Origin of the sequence: Rhizobium ruizarguesonis (assembly GCF_017357285.1) — a bacterium.
Lineage (GTDB): Bacteria > Pseudomonadota > Alphaproteobacteria > Rhizobiales > Rhizobiaceae > Rhizobium > Rhizobium ruizarguesonis.
On record NZ_CP071678.1, the window covers coordinates 4,530,001 to 4,549,822 of the forward strand.

The window sequence follows — 19,822 nt, forward strand, 5'->3', positions numbered from 1 at the left end:
GTGGCGACCGAGGACTATCCCGACTTCGATCCCCTGGCGATCTTTTCCGCCGACGAGCCTCAGCCCGCGCCGCAAAGCCGCACCGGTGCGCTTTACGGCTCCGACGTCGAATCCGAAGTCAGCCTGAAGACCATCCCCTTCCCGACCGGCAAGACCAGCATGCAGATGGCGTCCGGCCTGTCGCTCGAGGAGGTTGAAGAGAACGTGCGCTCCAACGGCTCGGTGCTGACCGACGGCAACACGCAGCTCGCAGCCCTTTATTACGTCGATCCGCGTCGTTTCTCCAACGAGGACGCCGACGTCGATCTGACCGCCGGTCTGTCCGCCCGCGTCCTCGAACAGAACATGACGGTCTCCGCATCGGAATCGATCACGCCGCAGACCGAAGAATTCGCCGACGACATCCTGCCCGTGCGCGTCGATACGCCCATCGCCAAGGCGCTGACGGATTCAGGCTATCCGCAGCAATATGCCGACGGCATTGCCGGCTATATCGCGCAGCAACTGGGTTCTGGTGATCTCGACAAGGGTGATGTGCTGCGCATCGGCATCATTCAGAAGGGCGAACAGGCAAAGATCATCCGAGCCAGCGTCTATCGCGGCACGCGCCATCTCGTCACCGTGGCCGTCGACGACAAGGGCAGATACGTGCCCGGCAGCGAGCCGCCGATGCTGGATGCCATCGCCACCGCCTTCGATGATAATTCCTTTGCACCGCCCCCCGGCCAGAACCTGCCGCGCGTCTATGACGGCATCTATCGTGCCGCCCTTTCCTACGGCATGACCAAGGATATGACGGCGCTGATCATCAAGCTGCTCGCCAGCAATGTCGATTTCCAGGCACAGCTGAGGCCGACCGACAGTCTCGAGGCCTTCTTCTCCGTCGCCGACAGCGGCGGCCAGGCGACCGAGGATTCCGAACTGCTCTACGTCAACGCCCGTTTCGGCGATACGCAGACGCGCTTCTACCGCTTCCAGGACCCCGAGGACGGCACGGTCGATTATTTCGACGAGAACGGCAAGAGTATCCGCCAGTTCCTGCTGCGCAACCCGGTGCCGAACGGCATCTTCAAATCGGGCTTCGGCATGCGCCGCCACCCGATCCTCGGTTTTGCCCGCATGCACACCGGCGTCGACTGGGCTGCACCCCGCGGCACGGCGATCATCGCCGCCGGCAACGGCACGGTCGAAAAAGCCGGCTGGGATTCCGGCGGTTATGGCAACCAGACGATCGTGCGCCATGCCAACGGCTATGAATCCTCCTACAATCACCAGAGCGCCATTGCCAAGGGCGTCGTCCCCGGTGCCAAGATCCGCCAGGGTCAGGTGATCGGCTGGGTCGGCACAACGGGCGAATCCACCGGCCCGCACTTGCATTACGAGCTGATCGTCAACGGCACCAAGGTCGATCCGCTGCGCATCCGCCTGCCGGGCGGCAAATCGCTGCAGGGCGAGGCGCTGGCGAAATTCGAAGACGAGCGCAAGCGCATCGATACGCTGCTGAACAACCAGACGCCGGACCAGGTGGCGAGCAAGTAGCGTCCATCTACGCTGCTTCCCCTTCAAGAGACGCCCCCGCCACCAAACGAAAAAAGCCACCAAACGAAAATGGCGGCCCGAAGCCGCCATTTCCCATCCGTTCGATAAACCGGCTTACGCCGCTTCGCTCACCGTCTGCCTCGTCGTGAACTGCAGCCGGTCCGAACCGCTCGTCACCGTCACCGTCGATCCGTCCGGCACCTGGCCGGACAGGATTTGCTCGGCCAGCGGATCCTGCACGAACTTCTGGATCACCCGCTTCAGCGGCCTTGCGCCGTAGACCGGATCGTAACCCTTGTTCGCCAGCCAGTGGCGGGCTTCCTCGTCGAGGTCGATGACGATCTTGCGCTCGGACAGCAGAGCCACCAGCCGCTTCAGCTGGATATCGACGATCGCGCCCATCTCCTCGCGCTTCAGGCGATGGAAGAGGATGATCTCGTCGATGCGGTTCAGGAATTCCGGCCGGAAATGCCCGCGCACCACCTCCATCACCTGCTCGCGAACCGTGTCGCTGTCGTCGCCGTCCCTCAGCTGCGTCAGATATTCGGCGCCGAGATTCGAGGTCATGATGATCATCGTGTTGCGGAAATCGACCGTCCGGCCCTGGCCGTCCGTCAGACGCCCGTCGTCCAGCACCTGCAGCAGGATATTGAAGACGTCGGGATGCGCCTTTTCGATTTCGTCGAACAGCACGACCTGATATGGCCGGCGGCGAACCGCCTCCGTCAGCGCTCCGCCTTCATCATAACCGACATAGCCGGGAGGCGCACCGATCAGCCGGGCAACGGAGTGCTTCTCCATATATTCCGACATGTCCATGCGCACCATCGCCGTTTCGTCGTCGAAGAGGAAGCGGGCGAGCGCCTTGGTGAGCTCCGTCTTGCCGACCCCGGTCGGACCGAGGAAGATGAACGAGCCGATAGGCCGGTTCGGATCCTGCAGGCCGGCGCGGGCGCGGCGGACGGCGCGCGACACGGCCTGCACCGCATCGCCCTGGCCGATCACCGATTTCGCCAGCTCATCTTCCATCCGAAGCAGCTTGTCGCGTTCGCCCTCCAGCATCCTGTCGACCGGAATGCCGGTCCAGCGGGAAACGACATGGGCGATATTGTCGGGGATGACGACCTCCTGCACCATCGCGCCGCGATCGCCATCCTGCTTCTCGGCATCGACGAGCTGCTTTTCGAGATCCGGAATAACGCCGTAGGTCAGCTCGCCGGCACGTTGGAATTCGCCTTTGCGCTGCGCGATCGCCAGTTCGTTGCGGGCATCGTCGAGCTGCTTCTTGAGATCGGCGGCAAGGCCGAGCTTCTGCTTTTCCGCCTGCCAGCGGGCAGTCAGCGCATCGGCTTGTTCCTCGAGATCGGTCACTTCGGATTCAAGCCGCTTCAGACGGTCGGCGGACGCGACGTCCGTTTCCTTTTTCAGCGCTTCGCGCTCGATCTTCAGCTGCATGATCCGGCGGTCGAGTTCGTCGAGCTCTTCCGGCTTGGAATCAACCTGCATGCGCAACCGCGCCGCCGCCTCGTCCATCAGGTCGATCGCCTTGTCAGGCAGGAAACGGTCGGTGATATAGCGGTTGGAAAGGGTCGCCGCAGCCACCAGCGCCGCATCGGCGATACGCACCTTGTGATGCTGCTCGTATTTTTCCTTCAGGCCGCGCAAGATCGAGATCGTGTCTTCGACCGTCGGTTCGTCGACGACGACCGGCTGGAAGCGGCGGGCAAGGGCCGGATCCTTCTCGACATGTTTGCGATATTCGTCGAGCGTGGTCGCGCCGACGCAATGCAGCTCACCGCGGGCAAGGGCGGGCTTCAGGAGATTGGAAGCGTCCATCGCCCCATCCGCTTTGCCGGCGCCGACCAGCGTGTGCATCTCGTCGATGAACAGGATGATCTCGCCGTTTTCCGCCTGGACTTCATTGAGCACGGCCTTCAGCCGCTCCTCGAATTCGCCGCGATATTTCGCACCGGCAATCAGCGCGCCCATGTCGAGCGCCATCAGCTTCTTGTCTTTGAGCGATTCCGGCACGTCACCGTTGACGATGCGCAGCGCCAGGCCCTCGACGATCGCCGTCTTGCCGACGCCGGGCTCGCCGATCAGAACCGGATTGTTCTTCGTCCGGCGTGAAAGCACCTGGATGGTGCGGCGGATTTCGTCGTCGCGACCGATCACCGGGTCGAGCTTGCCCTCACGGGCTTCGGCGGTGAGATCGCGTGCGAACTTCTTTAGCGAATCGAAACCCTGCTCGGCATTGGAGGAATCCGCCGTCCGCCCCTTGCGAATGTCGTTGATGACCTGATTGAGACCCTGAGCCGTCACGCCGGCATTCTTCAGGGTCGAAAAGGTCGAGGCGGAGGATTCGATCGCCAGCGCCTGCAGCAGGCGCTCGACGGTAACGAAGCTGTCGCCGGCCTTCTTCGCCGCTTCTTCGGCGGTCGAAAGCACCTTGGCGAGCGGCTGTGCCAGATAGATATTACCGTTGCCGCCGGAGATCTTCGGCAGCTTGGCAAGGGCCGCGTCATTGGCAAGACGGGCGGCCTTGGCATCGCCGCCGGCGCGTTCGATCAGCGACGCCGCCATGCCCTGCTCGTCGTCGAGCAGGACTTTCAGCACATGTTCGGGCGTAAATTGCTGGTGACCTTGCGCCAGCGCATAGGTCTGGGCGGACTGGATGAAACCGCGCACCCGCTCCGAATATTTCTCGATATTCATATTCTACCTCCATGGATCGCCCTGCCCTGACGAGGCGCAGACCGATGATTGAGATCGACCCCCTGAAAAGGCAGGTCGCCCTTGGCCCGTCTGAGATTTGGGCGAAGCAGTTCGAGGAGAATATGGTAGCCTGTTCGGCGAGTTTAAAGAGCCCATAAAATGAAAATCCCCGGCACAAGGCCGGGGATTTTCAAGCTAATTCGAGCAGATGGCATGAACGTCACGCTCTCCCTGAAGGGGAAGCGAAATCCTCATTCCGATGCGACCTCAGCCAGCACTGGCGCCTCGGCAGAGGCACCCTCGCCTTCAGCGGCTGCTTCTTCGCCCTCAGCGCCGCGACGCGGGCGACGGGGACGGCTGCCGGTGCTGCGGCGGCGGGGCTGGCGTTCGCGCGGCTGGCCGCCGGCACCTTCCTCGTCCATGGCGACTTCGGCCGGAATGCCGTCAATCTCCGGCTGCGGGCCGGTTCCATCGATGACCTCGGGCTGGGGTGCCGGTGCAGGCGCCTGAGCGGCTACCGGCTTCGGCTGTGCCTGCGGCTGGTGCTGTCTGCTCTGCTGCGGCTGGTGCGGCCTGCTCTGCGGCGGCTGGACGATAACGACATCGTCGCCGTCATTGTCATTCTCATTGTCACTGTTGTCCATATCATCGCCGTCGCGGTCCGCACCGTCACGATCATTGTACTCGCCGCGGTCGTCGCGCTGGAAGCGTTCCTGCATCTGCGCCTGGGCACTGGCGATGATACGATTATAATGTTCGGCGTGCTGGAGATAGTTCTCGGCAATCACGCGGTCACCGGAGCTTTGGGCGTCGCGGGCGAGCTGCGCGTATTTTTCGGCGATATGCTGCGCAGTACCGCGAATCTTCACATCGGGGCCGGAGCTGTCATAGGTCCGGGTTAGCGGATTGCCGCCCTTGCGGTTGAAATTGTTGTTATTGTTATTTCCGCCGCCGTTATTATTGTTGCCACGCCCTCGACCGCGCTTGTTCTGCTGTCCTGGCCTCATAGATCGTTCACCTGAATTCTCTGTTTGTGATGGATACATGGCACCAACCGCCATGACCGGAAAACCGGATCAGGACCTTTGTGCCGCGAGCATACTGCGCCTTTGCGCCGACCTGCCGCTTGGTTCTCAAGTCAGTTTGACTGATTCACGCATTGGGTCGTGTTCAACCGTTGAAACTCTCGTTTAAAAGAGCGGACCCCCGAGGCAAACCAAGTACCGAACGAATCTCGTTCATTCCTATCTGCCCAACACGTGACCGCAACCTATATTGCTTCACCGGGAAATCCAAGCCTTTTCTTCGCAATAACAATAATGTCTCGTCCAGTGCTGCATTATCGCCTTTCACGCGAGCGCGAACACGAGCACCCTGTCGTTCTGACCATAATCTTTCACGGATTTGAGGCACCTGAAGCCTTTCGCTTCAAAGATCGCCGTCACGTCGTTTCGCTGATCGTAGCCGATCTCCAGTCCGACGACCCCATCGGGCCTGATGAACCTTGCCGCATCCTTGGCGATGGCTTTGTAAGCGTCAAGCCCATCCGGGCCGCCATCCAGAGCCGCAGCCGGATCAAATTTGGTCACTTCGGGAGCGAGATCGTGAATAACATTGGAAGCAATATAGGGCGGATTTGAGACAATCACGTGAAAGGATCCCTGGATGTCCTCGAACCAACTCGACTGTATGGCCTGAAAACGATCCTGCAACCCGTTTCTTTCTGCATTCGATCTTGCCGTCAAAAGTGCATCCGCCGATATGTCGCTGCCTACACCTGACGCATCAGGACATTCGCTCAAAAGCGCAAGGCATATAGCCCCGGTCCCGGTTCCCATGTCAAGGATATGGAGACGGCTTTGCGCCTTTGCAAGGTCTTTGAGATAGACGAGAACCGTATCGACCAGGATTTCCGTATCCGGCCGCGGCTCCAGCGTTTCCGCCGAGAGCCGAAGCGGCAGGCCATAGAATTCCCGCTCGCCGAGAATGCGATGCACCGGCTCATGAGCAAGCCGCCGCTCCAGCGCCTTGAAAATCAATTCGGCCTGCTCAGCAGAAAGCCTCTCGGCCGATCGCGTCAACAGCTCGGTCGGCGACAGTTTCAGAAGGCCCGCGACAAGCAGCCGCGCATCGGTCGCCGGGTCGACGATACCTGCTTCGGTGAAGCGGCGACGCGCATCGGCAAGCATATCGGCGACCGTCGAGCTCATTGTTGCTCGCCGAGCTGCGCCAGCTGGCTGGCCTGGTAATCAGCCATCAGCGCGTCGACGACCTCCTCGATCTCGCCTTCCATCATCCGGTCGAGCTTATAGAGCGTCAGGTTGATGCGATGGTCCGTCACCCGCCCCTGCGGGAAATTATAGGTGCGGATGCGTTCCGAGCGGTCGCCGGAGCCGACCTGGCTCTTACGATCGGCAGAGCGCTCGCTGTCGGCCCTCTGCCGCTCGGCATCGTAGAGCCTGGAGCGCAGCACCTGCATCGCCTTGGCGCGATTTTGGTGTTGCGATTTTTCCGAGCTGGTGACGACGATGCCGCTCGGCAGGTGGGTAATGCGCACCGCCGAGTCCGTCGTATTGACGTGCTGGCCGCCCGCACCCGAAGAGCGCATCGTGTCGATGCGGATATCCTCGGCCCGGATCTCGATGTCGATCTCCTCTGCCTCCGGCAGCACCGCAACCGTTGCGGCCGACGTATGGATGCGTCCGCCCGCCTCGGTTTCCGGCACACGCTGCACGCGATGCACGCCGGATTCGAATTTCAGCTTGGCGAAGACGCCTCTACCGGTGATCGTCGCGATGATTTCCTTGTAGCCGCCGGCTTCGCCCTCGCTCGCCGAGAGCACCTCCACCTTCCAGCCCTTTTCCGCCGCGAAGCGCTCGTACATGCGAAAGAGATCGCCGGCGAAAAGGGCCGCTTCCGAGCCGCCCGTGCCGGCGCGGATTTCGAGGATCGCGCTCTTTTCGTCGGCTGCGTCCTTCGGCAGAAGCAGGATCTGCATCTCCTGTTCCAGCGCCTCGATCTGCTCTTTCACCTCGGGCAGCTCCAGCTCGGCGAGGTCGCGCATCTCGCGGTCGACGGACCTGTCCTCGAGCAGCGTTTCGAGATCGGCAAGCTCGGCGATCGCCTTCTCATAGACGCGGATCTTCGTCACGACAGGCTGCAGCTCGGAATATTCGGATGCGAGCTTCACATAGACATCGGCAGCCGGGCCAGCCGACATGCGCGCCTCGATCTCGCCGAAACGACGTTCCAGCTCGCGCATCTTTTCAACGGGAAGCTTCGCCACCCTGCACTCCGATTCTTCTTAATCCCTGTCTAAAGGGGAATATTGTGGCTCTCGGCGAAGCGGGCAAGCACCTCGCGCATCGGCATCAAGGCGTGGTGATCGTCCAGCACCTCGTCCATCGCCTTCGTCAGCGCCCCGACATCGAGCCCGAGCAGCATCGCCTTCACCGGTCCGATCGAGGCCGGCGACATCGAGATCGAGCGGAAGCCGATGCCGAGCAGCGCCATTGCCGAGATGGGTTTGCTGGCGAGTTCGCCGCAGAGTGTCACCGGTGTCTTGTTCCGGTCCGCCCCGCGCACGATGTCGCGCAGGATGCGCAAGAACGGTTTGCCGAGCGGATCGAAGCGGTCCGAGACCCGCGCATTGCCGCGATCGACCGCCATCGAGAATTGGAAGAGATCGTTCGAACCGACCGAGACGAAATCGACCGCCTCCATCAATTCATCGAGCTGCCAAAGCAGTGCCGGCACCTCCAGCATCGCCCCGAATTGCAGCTTGCGCGGCAGCCCGTGGCCGAAGCGCGAGAGGTGCTGCACTTCCTTCTGCAAGAGCTCGCGCACTATCTTCAGCTCGGAAACCTCGGTCACCATCGGCACCATCAGCTTCAGCTCGGTGTCGGCCGATGCCTTCAGCAGAGCGCGCAACTGGGTGCGCAACAGTCCCGGCCGGTCGAGCGACAGCCGGATGGCGCGCCAGCCGAGTGCGGGATTTTCTTCCTCATGGCCACGGAAATACGGCACCACCTTGTCGCCGCCGATGTCGAGCGTACGGAAGGTGACGGAGCGGCCCGCCGCCTGCTTTATCACATTGCGATAGAACTGCTCCTGCTCCTCCGCCTTCGGCATGGTGGAGGCGATCATGAACTGCAGCTCGGTGCGGAAGAGACCGATGCCCTCGGCACCCGATTCCGAAAGCTGCGGCAGGTCGACCAGCAGGCCGGCATTCATCATGAGCGCGATCCGCCGCCCGTCCTTGGTCACCGGCTCGACGGCGCGCAGCGCCCGGAACTGCTCCTGCCGCCTGGCGCGGAAGCGGACCTTTTCCTCGTAGGAACGCCGGTGATCGGCCATCGGCCGCAGATGCACATGTCCCTCGTCGGCGTCGATGATCACGGCATCGCCGTTCTCGGCGAGCGCCACCACGCCCGCTGCCTGACCGATGACCGGAATACCCATGGCGCGCGCGACGATCACCACGTGGCTCGTCACCGCCCCTTCTTCCAGCACCAGCCCACGCACATTGGAACGCGGATAATCGAGCAGTTCGGCTGCTCCCATCGCGCGCGCCAGGATGATCGCGTCGCTGGGGAAACCTTCGGCGGTCGTCCGGCCGGTATAACCGGTCAACTGTCTGAGCAGACGGTTCGCCAGATCCTCGAAATCATGCATGCGTTCGCGCAGATAAGGGTCGGTCAACCGCATCATCCGCGCCTTGGTGTCGCTCTGCACCTTCTCGACCGCCGCTTCCGCCGTCAGGCCGTTGCGGATCGCCTCCTCGAGCTTGCGCACCCAGCCCTGGTCATGGGCGAACATGCGATAGGTTTCGAGCACCTCGCGATGCTCGCCCTCCATCGAGACGTCGCGACGCGACAGCATGTCGTCGATCGAAATCCGAAGCGAGCCCATGGCTTCGGCCAGCCGCCGGATTTCCTTCTCGGCATCTTCGTTCAACAGGTTGGTGACGACGATGCGCGGCTCGTGCAGCACGACGTAACCGAGGCCGATGCCGTCATTATAAGTATCGCCGTCAACCGTCACCGAGCGCGTCAGATCGAGTTCGAGGCCCGGCTTGGTGATCTTCTTGAGTTCGCCTGTGGCGATCATCTCGGCAAGCACCATCGCCGTTGTTTCGAGCGCTTCCAGCTCTTCTTCGCGATAGTTGCGGCTCGCCTTGTTCTGCACGACAAGAACGCCGAGCGAGCGCCCGGTTCTCAGGATCGGCACGCCGAGGAAGGAATGGTAGATTTCTTCGCCCGTCTCCGGCAGGTAGCGGAAAGCAGGATGCGACTGCGCGTCGGAAAGGTTCAGCGGCTGCGCCGAGGCCGCGATCGTGCCGACGAGGCCCTGCCCCATCTTCAGCTGCGCCAGGTGGACGGCCTCACGGTTGAGGCCTTCGGTGGCATAGAGTTCGAGCACGCCGTCGGCGCGCAGCACATAGACGGAGCAGACCTCCGCCACCATGTTGCCGGCGATCTGGCGGACGATCCGGTCAAGACGCTCCTGCGGCTCCAGCGGCTCCGCCATCAACTCGCGCAGCCGCCTGAGCAGCACGCGCGGACCACCGGAAAGGTCTCTCATGGCGTCTCAAGCTCCCGAAACAACGCACTCAGTCCCGGCGGGCCGGCCTTCGTCTCCTCAACCTGAAGGGGCAGGCCGCCCACTGGGAATCAATTCTTATCCAGACCGTAGCAGGAATGCAAAGTCCTGACAGCGAGTTCTGCATAAGGACCGTCGATCAGGATGGAAATCTTGATCTCGGAGGTGGTGATCGCCTTGATGTTGATGCCTTTTTCGGCAAGTGCACGAAACGCGGTCGCCGCGACGCCCGCATGGCTGCGCATGCCGATGCCGATGACCGACACTTTCACCAGCCCCGATTCGTTCTGCACGACATCGTAGCCAATCTTCTCCTTATGGTCGCCGAGCACCTTGATCGCCTTCTCGACGTCGCCCGATGGCACGGTGAACGTCATGTCGGTCTTCGATCCGTCCTCGGAGATATTCTGGACGATCATGTCGACATTGATATGGGATTCGGCAAGCGGCCCGAAGATGGCGGCGGAAACGCCCGGCCGGTCGGCAAGACGGCGAAGCGAGATCTGAGCCTCATCCTTGGCATAGGCGATGCCGGTAACTACTTCCTGTTCCACGATTTCATCCTCGTCACAAATCAGCGTTCCGGGCGGGTTCAACAGATCGCCCATGCCCGGAGCATCGGGATCTTCGAATGACGAGCGCACGAAGGTGCGCACCTTGTGCACCATGGCAAGCTCGACCGAGCGCACCTGCAGCACCTTGGCGCCGAGCGAGGCCATTTCGAGCATTTCCTCAAAGGCGATCTTTTTCAGCCTGCGAGCCTTCGGCACGATACGCGGATCGGTCGTATAAACGCCGTCGACATCCGTATAGATATCGCAGCGATCCGCCTTGACAGCTGCCGCGATGGCGACGGCCGACGTGTCCGATCCGCCGCGCCCGAGCGTTGCGATGCGGTTGTCGGGTCCCAATCCCTGGAAGCCGGAGATGACGGCAACCTGGCCCTCGCCCATCCGTTTGACGATGTCGGAGCCGTCAATCTCCATGATCCGCGCCGCGCCATGAGCGTTGTCGGTGCGGATCGGGATCTGCCATCCCTGCCAGGAGCGCGCATTGATATCCATCGCCTGCAAGGCGATCGCCAGCAAGCCCGAGGTTACCTGCTCGCCGGAGGCGACCACCGCATCATATTCCCGTGCATCGTAAAACGGAGAATTGGCGCCGATCACCTTCGGCGTGCCCTGCACCCAGCCGACCAGCTCATTGGTCTTGCCGGACATTGCCGATACCACCACCGCTACCTCGTGCCCGGCATCGACTTCGCGTTTCACATGCCGGGCAACGTTCTTGATGCGGTCCAGGTCAGCGACGGACGTCCCGCCGAATTTCATTACGATGCGTGCCATATGCCTCTACCATGACTGGCGCCGGGAAAGCGGAAAAGCGGATCCGGCATCACGAAAGCTCTGGGGCAGACCGCTTGGCCAAAGAGCCGGATTACCAACTTCTGGAACCGCTCTAAAAGCCCAGGTCCCCAAAGGCCCCAAGTTGCGGCGTCTCTTAGCGAGTTTGGCGGGGGGAGGCAAGCGCGCGCGAAAAAAGCTATTGGCGAGCGGCTCCGCGCTCGTCGGTCCCCCGATCTGCGCCCTTGACTTATGCCCCTGATCGTCCGACTTCACATTTAGCGAATGAAGGAGTGGACGATGACGGAAACCGCCAGAAGCACGATTGACCAGGACGAAGTGGACCGCTTCTCGGCGATGGCGGCGGAATGGTGGAGCCCGACCGGCAAGTTCCGACCGCTGCACAAGTTCAATCCCGTCCGCCTCACCTATATAAGGGACAAGGCTTGCGAGAATTTCGGCCGTGATCCGAAAAACGCTCGCCCGCTGGAAGGCCTGCGCGTGCTCGACATCGGCTGCGGCGGCGGCCTGCTGTCGGAACCTGTCGCCCGCATGGGCGCCTCCGTCACCGGCGCCGATCCTTCCGAGAAGAACATCGGCATCGCCTCGACCCACGCGAAGGCCTCCGGCGTTTCGGTCGACTACCGCGCCGTCACCGCCGAGGAACTCGCCGACGCCGGCGAGACCTTCGATATCGTGCTGAACATGGAAGTGGTGGAACACGTCGCCGACGTCGAGTTCTTCATGACGACCTGCGCGAAAATGGTCCGCCCCGGCGGCCTAATCTTCGTCGCCACCATCAACCGCACGATGAAGGCGGCGGCCCTTGCGATCTTCGCCGCCGAAAACATTCTGCGCTGGCTGCCGCGCGGCACCCATCAGTATGAAAAGCTGGTGCGCCCTGAAGAACTGAAAAAGCCGCTGGCCGCAAACGGCCTCGAGATCACCGACCGTACCGGCGTTTTCTTCAATCCGCTATCGAACCAGTGGAACCTGTCCAGGGATATGGATGTGAACTATATGCTGGTGGCAAAGCGACCGGCATAGTTCCCACGATCATTGAGCCGGCTATTCTGTCAGTTGACGTCTTCCGGCAAAACAGGAATGGCGGCGATCTCGATACCCTCTTCCAGAAGCGCCTGCGCCTCGTCGAATGTCGCCTGGCCGATGATGCCGCGAGCATCCGCCTCGCCGTAGTGGATCTTACGGGCTTCCTCGGGAAACTGCGTGCCGACATCCTCGGAATTGGCTTTGACCGCGGCGACGGCCTCCTTGAGCTTCTCCAGCGCCTCGCGTCGCATGGCATCCATCGCCAGCGTCTGCATTTCGTCCTTCTTGCGCGCAGTCGAGACCGAGGGTGCCATCAGCAACTTGGAAATGGCGGCGGAATGGCAGACCGGGCAGGTCAGAAAACCGGTCGCGACCTGACGGTCGAAATCCGCGCCTTCCGAAAACCAGCCTTCGAATTCATGAGCATTGTCACAGGTGAGCGAATAGCGGATCAAGCGGCGACGCCTCCGGCGACTGCCCCCGCAATCTTTTCGACCGAGAATTCCCGGCCGTTCCTAAGGTTCGGGATCTTGTTGTGCGCAACCTTGACTGCGCCGGGATCGATTTCGGCGACGATGACCGCCTCGCCGGTGGCGCCGGCCGAGGCCAGCACCGTGCCCCATGGATCGATGATCATCGAATGGCCGAAGGTCTCACGGCCGTCCTCATGCCGGCCGGCCTGAGCGGCGGCGATGACGAAGACGCCGTTCTCGATCGCCCGCGCCCGGAGAAGTATCTCCCAATGCGCCTCACCGGTCTGCTTCGTGAAGGCGGCAGGAACGGTCATCACCTCGGCGCCGGCCACCGCCTGGGCACGGAAAAGCGCCGGGAAACGCACGTCGTAGCAGATGGTGAAGCCCATTTCGGCAAAGGGCAGCGACAGCACGCGCGCCTCCGAGCCGGCGGTATAGGCAGCACTTTCACGCCAGCTCTCGCCATTGTCGAGGTCGACGTCGAACATGTGGATCTTGTCGTAACGATTGAGGATCCTGCCGTCGGGGCCAAAGAGGAAACCGCGATTGGCAATCTTGCCGTCGGCAAGCGCGATCGCCGTCGAGCCGACATGCATATGGATGCCGAGTTCGACTGCAAGCTCCGAACCGGTCTTGACGATGATGTCGTCCGTTTCGTCGGCAAGCACGGCATGCGCCGCTGGGCGGTCACGCTGTAGCATGCCGGTCATCTCGGGCGTCTGCACATAGGTCGCGCCCTGGGCTGCGGCCTCGCGCACTAGGCGCGCCATGGCGGCGGCGTTCTTTACGGGATCAACCCCGGAGCACATCTGGACGGCGGCGGCCTTGAAGCTCATCGGTTTTTCCTCAGGCAACAAGCATCGGATCGAGCTTGCCGGCCCGATCGAGTGCAAAGAGATCGTCGCAACCGCCGACATGATCGGTGCCGATGAATATCTGCGGAAAGGTGGTACGGCCGTTTGCCTTGCCGATCATCTCCTGGCGAAGATCCGGCGAAAAGGTCGCGTCGTGCTCAACATATTCGACGCCCTTTTCTTCGAGAAGGGACTTGGCGCGGCTGCAATAACCGCAAAACTGCCGTGTATAGATAGTGACGGGTACCATAAAGATCTCCAGACGGATGCCGGGGTATGTCTGTCATATAGGCTCGGGAAGAGCCCTTGCAAAGGTCAAAACCGTTATGTCGAGGGCACCTGCCTTGCGCAGCACGCGGGTTGCGGCAGCGACCGTCGCCCCTGTTGTATAGACGTCGTCGACCAGCACGATGCGCTTGCCGAAAATGTCGTTTTCGCAACCCTTGGCAATCGCGAAAGCGCCCCTGACATTGTCCTCGCGCGCCTTTGCGCCAAGGCCGACCTGCTGGCTGGTGCGCTTGACGCGAATAAGCGTGGCGGCAAGCAGCGGCTTGCCCGAGAGCTTTGCCATGTGGCGGGCAAGCTCTGCTGCCTGGTTGAACTTGCGCGACAGCATGCGGGTGCGGTGCAACGGCACCGGGATCAGCGCATCGCAACGTTCGACGGTTTCGTCGGAGGCGCGCAGCATCCAGGCGGCCATCATCGGCGCCAGATCGGTACGATCGCGATATTTCAGCCCATGGACGAGATCACGGACCGCATGATCGTGGGTCGCAGCCGACCGCAGCCGGTCGAAGGGCGGCGGGTTGGCGATCGCCTCGGCGCTGAGGATCCCGGCGCCGAGATCGTGCGAGAAGGGAATGCCGAGCACCTCGCAATAGGGCCGTTCGATGAAGCGGATACTGGACCAACATTTCGCACAGAGCCCGCGATGGCCGCCTGTGGAAATGCCGCAGACGGAACAGGCGGGCGGATAAAAGAAATCGGCAAGCGCCGAAAACGGCCGCAAGAGATGCGTCCGCAAGAATTCTGCCGGTCTTTTCAATTCGATTGGCCCCATGCCGCAGAGACTAGCGCGTTCTCCACGAAAGGAAAATCGTCTTGCCGCACAGACGGCGCGGGACTAAGGACATCGCCATGGAAACGATCTTCGACAGCGCCCTGATCGCCGCACATCGCCATCGTGCGCTTGTAAACAACGACCCGAAAGCCGCCTTCCTGCTCGACATTGCCGCTGAGGAAATGGCAGAGAGGCTTACTGTGGTCGAGCGGACCTTCGAGACCGCCGTCGAACTGCATGGCGCAACCGGTGCTGCCGCCCGTGCCGCGCTAGCGACGGGCAAAATCGGCACGATGATCCGCATCGAAAGCGAGAAGGCCTATGCCGGACCGGGCGAAACCTTGATCGAGGCGCCGCTGGAGGATGTGCCGCTCGAACCGCAATCGGCCAATCTTATCCTTGCGCCGCTCAGCCTGCATCTGACCAACGATACGCCGGGTGTCTTCATCCAGATCCGCCGCGCCCTGAAGCCGGACGGCCTGTTCATGGCCGCGATCTCCGGCGCCGGCACATTGCAGGAACTGCGCGATGTGCTGCTGGCCACCGAGGTCGAGATGACGGGTGGCGCAAGCCCGCGTGTCATCCCCTTCGCTGATGTGCGCGATGTCGGCAGCCTCATGCAGCGCGCCGGCTTCACGTTGCCGGTGATCGATGCGGAGAACTATACGGTGCGATATGATTCGCTCTTTCCGCTGATGCGGGATCTGAGAGCGATGGGCATGAGCAATCCGCTTGCAGCCCGCGCCCGGATGCCGCTGACGCGCGCCTTCTTCCTGCGCGCAGCGGAGATCTACGCCGAACGTTATTCCGATCCCGACGGACGTATCCGCGCCACCTTCTCGATCATCTATGTCTCGGGATGGTCTGCCCATGAGAGCCAGCAAAAGCCGCTCAGGCCAGGTTCGGCCAAGGCGCGCCTTGCCGATGCACTGAAGGTGGACGAACACAAGCTCAAGCAGTAAGGGCCGGCTGCTTCTTCAATTCACCGTCATATTGTTGTTGATCACGTTGAAGACGTCTTGCAAGGCGCCGGTGAAGACCCCGAGACCAGAGACGAGCGCGCCACAAATGAGGGCGGCGATCAAGCCATACTCAATTGCCGTCGCACCTCTGTTATCAGCAAGAAATGCTTTCAAAATACGCATTATTACGCGACCCTCTGAGCGAAACCGACAGCAAACGACCAATTCCACGACCATCGGGCGACGGCCGGCATTCTTCAGCAACCGGCGCCGACGCCGTAGCCCTGGACGACGCAGACCGAGCCTGGCGTATCCTGGAGGACGCTGCGGCGGATCGTATAACGCTTGCCGCTTTCGCTCTTCGGGATTGATCCTGTCGTGATCGTATCGAAATCCGCCGGCGCGCTGGCAAAGACGCTTTTCTTCGAGGAATCCGCAAGCATTGGCGTCAGGATGAGCGTCAGCGCGACCACCGCCGTGCCGAACAGAAGGGCGATATTCAGCGCACCCGTCCTGCGCGAGGCAGACGAGGCCCGTTCCTTTTCCCGGACAGCTTTCCAGAAATCATCGTCCATGACGTCAAGCCTTTTAATACACGCACGCCAGATGCTTGATTGAGGCCGATCTTTGGCAGAAGGTGTTAAACGATCCATTAATATCCACAGCCGAAAACGGTGTGGCACAATAATAATCAGACAATGCTAAAGTAAATCCTGCAACATCGGGATGAGCGGCTCGTCGGCCGGCGGCATCGGATAATCGCGCAACGCCTGCGGGCGCACCCATTTCAGCGCCTGACCCTCGCGGCCCTGGGGAATGCCCTCATAGCGCCGGCAGATATAAAGCGGCATCAAAAGGTGGAAGGTCTCGTAGGAGTGGCTGGCGAAGGTCAGCGGCGCCAGGCAGGCGATCTTGGTGTTGATGCCGAGTTCTTCCTCGAGCTCGCGCACCAGTGTTTCCTCCGGCGTCTCACCCGGCTCGACCTTGCCGCCGGGAAACTCCCATAGCCCGGCGAGCGACTTTCCCTCGGGGCGCTGTGCCAACAGGATACGCCCGTCGGCATCGATCAGCGCACAGGCGGCGACCAGCAATATCTTCCGGCCCGCCTCGCTCATCGCGGCTCCTTTTGCCAATAGCAATAATGATAGGCGTCGCGAAAACCGAGGCGCTCATAAAGTGCGATGGCCGGGCGGTTGGACAGCTTCACCTGCAGCCAGGCCGAACGGGCGCTACGCATGCGCGCCCAGCGTAGCGCCGAGGTTAGGATTTCGATGCCAAGCCCCTCGCGCCGCCGCGCCTCGGAGACCGAAAGTGACATGATTCCGGCAAGGTCGTTGTCCTGGACGCAGAGCACGGTCGCAAGCGGGCCGTCCGCCGCGTTCTCGATCATGAACAGGCCGGATGGCGGCTTGATCGCCGAAATGATTTCGGCAAGCGCCGGCTTCAGCCTCAGTGGCGCTCGTTCGACGGCAAGATTGGCGTCGACGAAACGGCCGACATCATGGGTCGGCAGGTGGTCGAGCGTATCGGGCAGCTCCGCCTCGGCAAGGTCGCAGGTCATCACCACCGTCTCGTCGAAGCACGTCCAGTTCTGCGCGCGTAGAAGTTCGATCAGCACCGGCGAGGCAAGCGGCGTCTGGCGGACCACGGCGGCGCGGCCATAGGCCTCGAACTTCCGGCGCGCTTTTTCCAGGCGGATTTCGACGTCGCGATGATCCGAAGGATCGAGCGGCACGATCGAATTCAGCCGGTTGGACGGGTGACCGGCCGTCAGCCGCACCTGCCAGCTGCCGTCATATTGCACGGATGCCGCGGGCCAGGCACGAAAGCCGACGGCCTCCAGCCTGCGGACCAGCGGCAGATTGTGTGAGGAAATGGATGCCTGCGCCAATGAACGATCAGCTCCGATAGTCGCCATTGATCGCAACATATTCCTTGGTGAGGTCGCAGGTCCAGACGGTTGCCGTGCCGGTGCCGAGCCCGATATCGACTTTGACGGGGATATCCTGCGCCTTCATGACGTTCGAGGCCGCCTCCTCGGAATAATCGGGATCACGCTCGCCATTGACGGCGACCCTGATGTCGCCGAACCAGATGGCGAGCCGGTCGCGATCGGCCATCTCGCCGGACTTGCCGACGGCCATGACGATACGGCCCCAATTGGCGTCTTCGCCGGCGGCCGCCGTCTTGACCAGCGGCGAATTGGCGATCGACAGCCCGATACGCTTGGCAGCGGCGTCGCTCTCTGCACCCGTCACCGTGATTTCGAGCATCTTGGTGGCGCCCTCGCCGTCCCGCACCACCTGCAGCGACAGATCCTTCAGCACTTCGTTGAGTGCGGCTCGGAAGGCGGCAAGGCGCGGATCATCGGCGCGTTCGATGCGGGCCTGGCCGTCCTCGGCCGCCGCACCCGTCGCAAACAGCATCAGCGTATCGGAGGTGGAGGTATCGCTGTCGACGGTCATGGAATTGAAGGTCGGGCCGACGCCGTCAGACAGAAGCGCCTGCAGCGCGGCAGGCGCGATGTCGGCATCGGTGACGACGAAGGAGAGCATCGTCGCCATATCAGGCGCGATCATGCCGGCGCCCTTGGCGATGCCGTTGATCGTCACGGCCACGCCGCCGATCTCGGCGCTGCGGGTGGAAACCTTCGGATAGGTGTCGGTCGTCATGATCGCCTTGGCGGCCTCGAACCAGAAATCGCCGGTCGCTTCGACCTGCATCCGTTCCAGAACGCCTGAAAATTTGGTGGCATCGAGCGGCTCGCCGATGACGCCGGTCGAGGCCAGATAGACCTCGTTTTCGGCGCAGCCGACGGCAGCGGCAGCCGATTTCGCCGTCAGCGCGGTCGCCTGGCGGCCTTTCAGGCCAGTGAAAGCATTGGCATTGCCTGAGTTGACGACGACGGCGCGGGCGCTGCCATGGGGGAGGTTGGCGCGGCAGAAATCGACCGGCGCCGACGGGCACTTCGAACGGGTAAAAACGCCTGCGACGGTCGCCGGCCTGTCGAAGACCATCATCAGCACGTCGGTACGGTTCTTGTACTTGATGCCAGCGGAAGCCGTCGCCATGCGCACACCGCGCAGCGGTGGCATCGAGACGAAGGATTTCGGAGCAAGCGGAGAGACGGAACCGGACATGATGAGACCTGCCAATGAGCATTTCCAGGCGAATTGGAAACCGGTTCGCCGTCCGGAAATGCGACAACCACGATAGTGAAGGGCCCGGAAGAACCGGGCCCTAGGCGACTATTATTACTGCTGCGGCGCCGGCGCGACGGGCTCGCTGCCCGGCTCCGGCTGCTTGTTGGCCTGGTCGTAACCCTTGCGCAGCGTCTCGTCCGTGATCTCGATCTTGGCGGAGGCCTTCGCCTGGTTCAGAAGCGCAAGATACTTGTCGCGCATGACGAGCTGACGAACCTGATCCTGCACCTGATCGAAGGGCGGCGGCGGGGCATCGCGCTTATCTTCGACCTTGATGACGTGAAAGCCGAAATCGGTCTTGACCGGCGTCTTGGAGTAGGTGCCCTTCTCAAGCGCGAAGGCTGCATCTTCGAATTCCTTGACCATGCGGCCGCGCGAGAAATAACCGAGATCGCCGCCTTCCGACTTGTTCGGATCGGTGGACTTTTCCTTGGCGAGTTCGGCGAAATCCTTGCCGGCGTCGAGCTGCTTGATGATGTCCTTGGCTTCGTCCTCGGTCTTGACGAGGATGTGACGGGCGTGGACTTCCTCCTGCTTCGGCAGGGCAGCGACTTCCTTGTCGTAGCGGGCCTTGACTTCGTCAGGCGTCACGATGTCGACGACATGCTTCTTGAAATAGGCATTGTGCAGCTCGCGGTCGGTGAGATACTGCATGCGCTTCTTGAATTCGTCGGTCTGATCGAGCTTCTCGGCCGCAGCATCGGCGGCGAGCAGCTTGACGTCGATGGCGGCGGAAAGGGCTGCGACCTTCTTCTGGTCATCGGGAAGCTGTGCCAGCTGCGGGTCGAGATTGGCGACGGCGAGGTCGAGTTCCGACTGGTGGATCTCCAGAGTGCCGACCTTGGCGATGACGGCGTCATCGGCATAGGCCGGAGCCTGGAGCGCAACAAAAGTTGCGAACGCCAGAACGGCAAGTTTGTTGGTGCTCAACATGAAATACCCTTCACAGTTACATTGCCGGTTTCAGCATCCCCTGAATCCAGCCCAAAATAGCCATCAACATCGGATTGTGGCCTTTCTGT

At 61.9% G+C, this 19,822-nt stretch carries 19 protein-coding genes (1 of these 19 cut by a window edge); 3 read left to right on the forward strand and 16 right to left on the reverse strand.

Going from position 1 to position 19,822, the window contains the following annotated elements; translation table 11 throughout:
• Positions 1 to 1,539 carry the 3' portion of a M23 family metallopeptidase gene (locus J3P73_RS22160; RefSeq protein ID WP_027689391.1) on the forward strand. The gene continues 402 nt to the left of window position 1, outside the view, so 1,539 of the gene's 1,941 nt are visible here — the last part of the coding sequence; its start codon lies off the left edge, out of view; it ends in the stop codon at positions 1,537 to 1,539.
• 114 nt (positions 1,540 to 1,653) lie between these two features.
• On the opposite strand, the gene clpB is transcribed toward J3P73_RS22160, so the two are convergent.
• From clpB to J3P73_RS22190, 6 genes are all read right to left on the reverse strand, one after another.
• Complete coding sequence (gene clpB, locus J3P73_RS22165; protein ID WP_018069199.1) at positions 1,654 to 4,254, reverse strand: ATP-dependent chaperone ClpB; 2,601 nt, start codon at positions 4,252 to 4,254, stop codon at positions 1,654 to 1,656.
• A gap of 251 nt (positions 4,255 to 4,505) precedes the next feature.
• Positions 4,506 to 5,261 (reverse strand): DUF4167 domain-containing protein, encoded by a 756-nt coding sequence (locus J3P73_RS22170; RefSeq protein WP_130692819.1) that lies wholly within the window; start codon positions 5,259 to 5,261, stop codon positions 4,506 to 4,508.
• A gap of 342 nt (positions 5,262 to 5,603) precedes the next feature.
• Entirely contained in the window at positions 5,604 to 6,464 is an 861-nt protein-coding gene (gene prmC, locus J3P73_RS22175) for a peptide chain release factor N(5)-glutamine methyltransferase (RefSeq protein WP_130692821.1), read from the reverse strand.
• Positions 6,461 to 7,540: a peptide chain release factor 1 gene (gene prfA / locus J3P73_RS22180; protein ID WP_018069203.1), complete on the reverse strand. Its 1,080-nt coding sequence runs from the start codon at positions 7,538 to 7,540 to the stop codon at positions 6,461 to 6,463. The genes prmC and prfA overlap by 4 nt, the downstream gene beginning before the upstream one ends.
• A gap of 29 nt (positions 7,541 to 7,569) precedes the next feature.
• Positions 7,570 to 9,837 (reverse strand): phosphoenolpyruvate--protein phosphotransferase, encoded by a 2,268-nt coding sequence (ptsP, locus tag J3P73_RS22185; RefSeq protein ID WP_018069204.1) that lies wholly within the window; start codon positions 9,835 to 9,837, stop codon positions 7,570 to 7,572.
• Between the two features lie 89 nt (positions 9,838 to 9,926).
• Entirely contained in the window at positions 9,927 to 11,201 is a 1,275-nt protein-coding gene (locus J3P73_RS22190; RefSeq protein WP_011653679.1) for an aspartate kinase, read from the reverse strand.
• Positions 11,202 to 11,498: 297 nt separating this feature from the next.
• Here J3P73_RS22190 and ubiG point away from each other — a divergent pair, with 297 nt between their 5' ends.
• A complete protein-coding gene (gene ubiG, locus J3P73_RS22195) occupies positions 11,499 to 12,245 on the forward strand; it encodes a bifunctional 2-polyprenyl-6-hydroxyphenol methylase/3-demethylubiquinol 3-O-methyltransferase UbiG (RefSeq protein WP_130665168.1) in 747 nt (248 codons plus the stop codon).
• A 29-nt stretch (positions 12,246 to 12,274) separates the two neighbouring features.
• On the opposite strand, the gene J3P73_RS22200 is transcribed toward ubiG, so the two are convergent.
• From J3P73_RS22200 to J3P73_RS22215, 4 genes are read right to left on the reverse strand one after another with little or no spacing between them, the layout of a single operon-like run.
• Positions 12,275 to 12,703, reverse strand: a complete 429-nt coding sequence (locus J3P73_RS22200) for a DUF1178 family protein (protein ID WP_024323593.1) — start codon at positions 12,701 to 12,703, stop codon at positions 12,275 to 12,277.
• On the reverse strand, positions 12,700 to 13,557 hold the full coding sequence (locus J3P73_RS22205; protein WP_130692823.1) for a carbon-nitrogen hydrolase family protein: 858 nt from the start codon (positions 13,555 to 13,557) through the stop codon (positions 12,700 to 12,702). Before J3P73_RS22205 ends, J3P73_RS22200 begins: the two co-directional genes overlap by 4 nt.
• Before the next feature lie 10 nt (positions 13,558 to 13,567).
• A complete protein-coding gene (gene grxC, locus J3P73_RS22210; protein ID WP_018069208.1) occupies positions 13,568 to 13,825 on the reverse strand; it encodes a glutaredoxin 3 in 258 nt (85 codons plus the stop codon).
• Between the two features lie 33 nt (positions 13,826 to 13,858).
• On the reverse strand, positions 13,859 to 14,635 hold the full coding sequence (locus J3P73_RS22215) for a ComF family protein (RefSeq protein ID WP_018069209.1): 777 nt from the start codon (positions 14,633 to 14,635) through the stop codon (positions 13,859 to 13,861).
• Between the two features lie 77 nt (positions 14,636 to 14,712).
• Here J3P73_RS22215 and J3P73_RS22220 point away from each other — a divergent pair, with 77 nt between their 5' ends.
• Positions 14,713 to 15,597, forward strand: a complete 885-nt coding sequence (locus J3P73_RS22220) for a methyltransferase domain-containing protein (protein WP_018069210.1) — start codon at positions 14,713 to 14,715, stop codon at positions 15,595 to 15,597.
• A gap of 15 nt (positions 15,598 to 15,612) precedes the next feature.
• Here the strand turns inward: J3P73_RS22220 and J3P73_RS22225 are convergent, their stop codons facing one another.
• The 6 genes from J3P73_RS22225 to J3P73_RS22250 all read right to left on the reverse strand — a co-directional run bounded on the left by J3P73_RS22225 (position 15,613) and on the right by J3P73_RS22250 (position 19,733).
• On the reverse strand, positions 15,613 to 15,780 hold the full coding sequence (locus J3P73_RS22225; RefSeq protein ID WP_024323594.1) for a Flp family type IVb pilin: 168 nt from the start codon (positions 15,778 to 15,780) through the stop codon (positions 15,613 to 15,615).
• A 74-nt stretch (positions 15,781 to 15,854) separates the two neighbouring features.
• Positions 15,855 to 16,172 (reverse strand): hypothetical protein, encoded by a 318-nt coding sequence (locus J3P73_RS22230; protein WP_003543245.1) that lies wholly within the window; start codon positions 16,170 to 16,172, stop codon positions 15,855 to 15,857.
• 126 nt (positions 16,173 to 16,298) lie between these two features.
• Positions 16,299 to 16,712 (reverse strand): 8-oxo-dGTP diphosphatase MutT, encoded by a 414-nt coding sequence (gene mutT / locus J3P73_RS22235; protein ID WP_012759141.1) that lies wholly within the window; start codon positions 16,710 to 16,712, stop codon positions 16,299 to 16,301.
• The gene (locus J3P73_RS22240; RefSeq protein WP_130675823.1) at positions 16,709 to 17,515 is read right to left on the reverse strand and encodes a GNAT family N-acetyltransferase; all 807 of its coding nucleotides are present in this window, start codon (positions 17,513 to 17,515) and stop codon (positions 16,709 to 16,711) included. The genes mutT and J3P73_RS22240 overlap by 4 nt, the downstream gene beginning before the upstream one ends.
• Entirely contained in the window at positions 17,496 to 18,737 is a 1,242-nt protein-coding gene (gene argJ / locus J3P73_RS22245; RefSeq protein ID WP_130656340.1) for a bifunctional glutamate N-acetyltransferase/amino-acid acetyltransferase ArgJ, read from the reverse strand. Before argJ ends, J3P73_RS22240 begins: the two co-directional genes overlap by 20 nt.
• Before the next feature lie 114 nt (positions 18,738 to 18,851).
• Positions 18,852 to 19,733, reverse strand: a complete 882-nt coding sequence (locus tag J3P73_RS22250; protein WP_064247730.1) for a peptidylprolyl isomerase — start codon at positions 19,731 to 19,733, stop codon at positions 18,852 to 18,854.
• Positions 19,734 to 19,822 lie beyond the last annotated feature (89 nt).

Coding starts and splice junctions, on each gene's coding strand:
- clpB (WP_018069199.1), bottom strand. CDS start 4,254: ATGAATATCGAGAAATATTCGGAGCGGGTGCGCGGTTTCATCCAGTCC.
- J3P73_RS22170 (WP_130692819.1), bottom strand. CDS start 5,261: ATGAGGCCAGGACAGCAGAACAAGCGCGGTCGAGGGCGTGGCAACAAT.
- prmC (WP_130692821.1), bottom strand. CDS start 6,464: ATGAGCTCGACGGTCGCCGATATGCTTGCCGATGCGCGTCGCCGCTTC.
- ptsP (WP_018069204.1), bottom strand. CDS start 9,837: ATGAGAGACCTTTCCGGTGGTCCGCGCGTGCTGCTCAGGCGGCTGCGC.
- J3P73_RS22190 (WP_011653679.1), bottom strand. CDS start 11,201: ATGGCACGCATCGTAATGAAATTCGGCGGGACGTCCGTCGCTGACCTG.
- ubiG (WP_130665168.1), top strand. CDS start 11,499: ATGACGGAAACCGCCAGAAGCACGATTGACCAGGACGAAGTGGACCGC.
- J3P73_RS22205 (WP_130692823.1), bottom strand. CDS start 13,557: ATGAGCTTCAAGGCCGCCGCCGTCCAGATGTGCTCCGGGGTTGATCCC.
- grxC (WP_018069208.1), bottom strand. CDS start 13,825: ATGGTACCCGTCACTATCTATACACGGCAGTTTTGCGGTTATTGCAGC.
- J3P73_RS22215 (WP_018069209.1), bottom strand. CDS start 14,635: ATGGGGCCAATCGAATTGAAAAGACCGGCAGAATTCTTGCGGACGCAT.
- J3P73_RS22220 (WP_018069210.1), top strand. CDS start 14,713: ATGGAAACGATCTTCGACAGCGCCCTGATCGCCGCACATCGCCATCGT.
- J3P73_RS22225 (WP_024323594.1), bottom strand. CDS start 15,780: ATGCGTATTTTGAAAGCATTTCTTGCTGATAACAGAGGTGCGACGGCA.
- J3P73_RS22230 (WP_003543245.1), bottom strand. CDS start 16,172: ATGGACGATGATTTCTGGAAAGCTGTCCGGGAAAAGGAACGGGCCTCG.
- mutT (WP_012759141.1), bottom strand. CDS start 16,712: ATGAGCGAGGCGGGCCGGAAGATATTGCTGGTCGCCGCCTGTGCGCTG.
- J3P73_RS22240 (WP_130675823.1), bottom strand. CDS start 17,515: ATGGCGACTATCGGAGCTGATCGTTCATTGGCGCAGGCATCCATTTCC.
- argJ (WP_130656340.1), bottom strand. CDS start 18,737: ATGTCCGGTTCCGTCTCTCCGCTTGCTCCGAAATCCTTCGTCTCGATG.
- J3P73_RS22250 (WP_064247730.1), bottom strand. CDS start 19,733: ATGTTGAGCACCAACAAACTTGCCGTTCTGGCGTTCGCAACTTTTGTT.